1 protein-coding gene is annotated in these 1745 nt (G+C 74.5%); it reads right to left on the bottom strand.

Annotated elements, in window-relative coordinates:
* The coding region (locus tag JM949_RS35720) for an NADH-quinone oxidoreductase subunit 5 family protein (protein ID WP_203152444.1) at positions 1-1745 on the bottom strand (1745 nt) is incomplete at both ends.

Here is a 1745-nt window from a genome sequence, read left to right as displayed (position 1 = left end):
GCCCAGACCGGTCGCGGCCCGCCCGCTGCCCTCGACCGCACCATCCACCACCACCTCGTCAGCGGTGCGGGCGGCGCGCGCCAGCGCGCGGACGGGGCGTACGACAACTGTGTGCTGGACGTCGTCGAGCCGGAACGCGCGGGCGAAGACCGGCCCCAGCGGACCCAGCGCGGCCGCCGGGTCGGCGGCCGGATTCCGACGCCACCCGAACGTGACCAGCGCCGCGCCCACCAGCAGGAACGCGAGCGGCAGCAGCAGCCCCGGCCCCGGGTGGACCAGGCCGTCCTCGGAGCCGGCCACCGGCACGGTGGGAAACCGCAACCGGTCGGCGAACGCCCCGACGAACCCGGCCAGACCGAGCAGCGCGGCCGGTACCGCCAGCAGCAGCACCGGCCAGCGCAGCACCGCCGGCGGATCGTGCGGCCGGACCAGCGGCAGGCGCGGCTCGCCGAAGAAGGCCCGCAGCAGCAGCCGACCGGAGTACCAGGCGGTGATCGCCACACCGACCAGCCCGGCGATCCAGATGAGCCAGCCCACCCAGGACGGTGCCGGGCCGGTGCCCTCCAGCGCGGCCGACTCGGCGACCGTCAGCACGCCGTCCTTGCTCCAGAAACCGGCAAGCGGCGGCACCCCGGCCAGCGCCCCCAGCCCCACCACCGTGCACCAGAAGGTGACAGGCATGCTGCGGCGCAGCCCGCCCATCTCGGACATCACTGTGGTGCCGACCGCGTGGATCACCGCGCCCGCGGCGAGGAACAGCAGCGCCTTGAACGCGGCATGGGTGAGCAGGTGGAACAGCGCCGCCGACGGTGAGCCGACCGCCAGCGCGCCGGTCATGTAGCCCAGCTGGGACACTGTCGACCAGGCCAGCACCCGTTTGATGTCGTCCTGCGCGGTGGCGGCGAGCGCGCCGAGCAGCAGCGTGATCGCACCGAGCACGCCCAGCACGGTCAACGTCACCGGCGCGGCCGTGAACAGCGGGTAGAGCCGGGCCACGGCGTACACCCCGGCGGCGACCATGGTCGCGGCGTGGATCAGCGCGGAGATCGGCGTCGGGCCGGCCATCGCGTCCGGCAGCCAGGTGTGCAGCGGGAACTGCGCGCTCTTGCCGGCCACCCCGGCGAGCAGCAGCAGACCGGCGGCGGTCAGCGTCGCGCCGGAGTGGTCGTGGGCGAGCACGTCGCTGATCCGGAAGCTGCCCGTCGACACCCCCAGTAGCGCGATGCCGAGCAGGAAGCCGACGTCGCCGACCCGGGTCACCAGGAACGCCTTCATCGCGGCGGCGGGAGCGCCGGGCAGTCGCCGGTCGTGGGCGATGAGCAGGTACGAGCAGAGGCCCATCACCTCCCAGCCGACCAGCAGCATGATCAGGTCGCTGGCGACCACCACCAGCAGCATCGCGCCGGTGAAGAGGCTGATCTGCGCGGCGTAGGGCGGGTAGCGGTGGTCGACGTCGAGGTCGTCGTGCGGGCCGCGTCGCAGGTAGCCGATCGAGTAGACCTGCACGGCCAGGGCGACAGCGGTGACCGCCACCGCGACCAGCGCGGCGGTGCCGTCCAGCCGTACGCCGAGGGTCACCGCCAGCCCACCGAGGTCGACCCAGGTGGTCGAGGTCTCCGTCGCACCGTCGACCGTCAACAGCAGCGCGACGGCCAGGGCCAGCGCGCCGGCCGCGCCGGTGACGCCGAGTGTCACGGCCGCCCGCCGGGCCGGGTCGCCGCCGGTCGCCGCCGGGCCGAGACCGA

The organism is Micromonospora tarensis (genome assembly GCF_016803395.1).
In the GTDB taxonomy this organism is placed as follows: Bacteria; Actinomycetota; Actinomycetes; order Mycobacteriales; family Micromonosporaceae; genus Micromonospora; species Micromonospora tarensis.
Note: the sequence above shows the minus strand (reverse complement) of the source record. Positions and strands in the feature narration are given on the sequence as shown.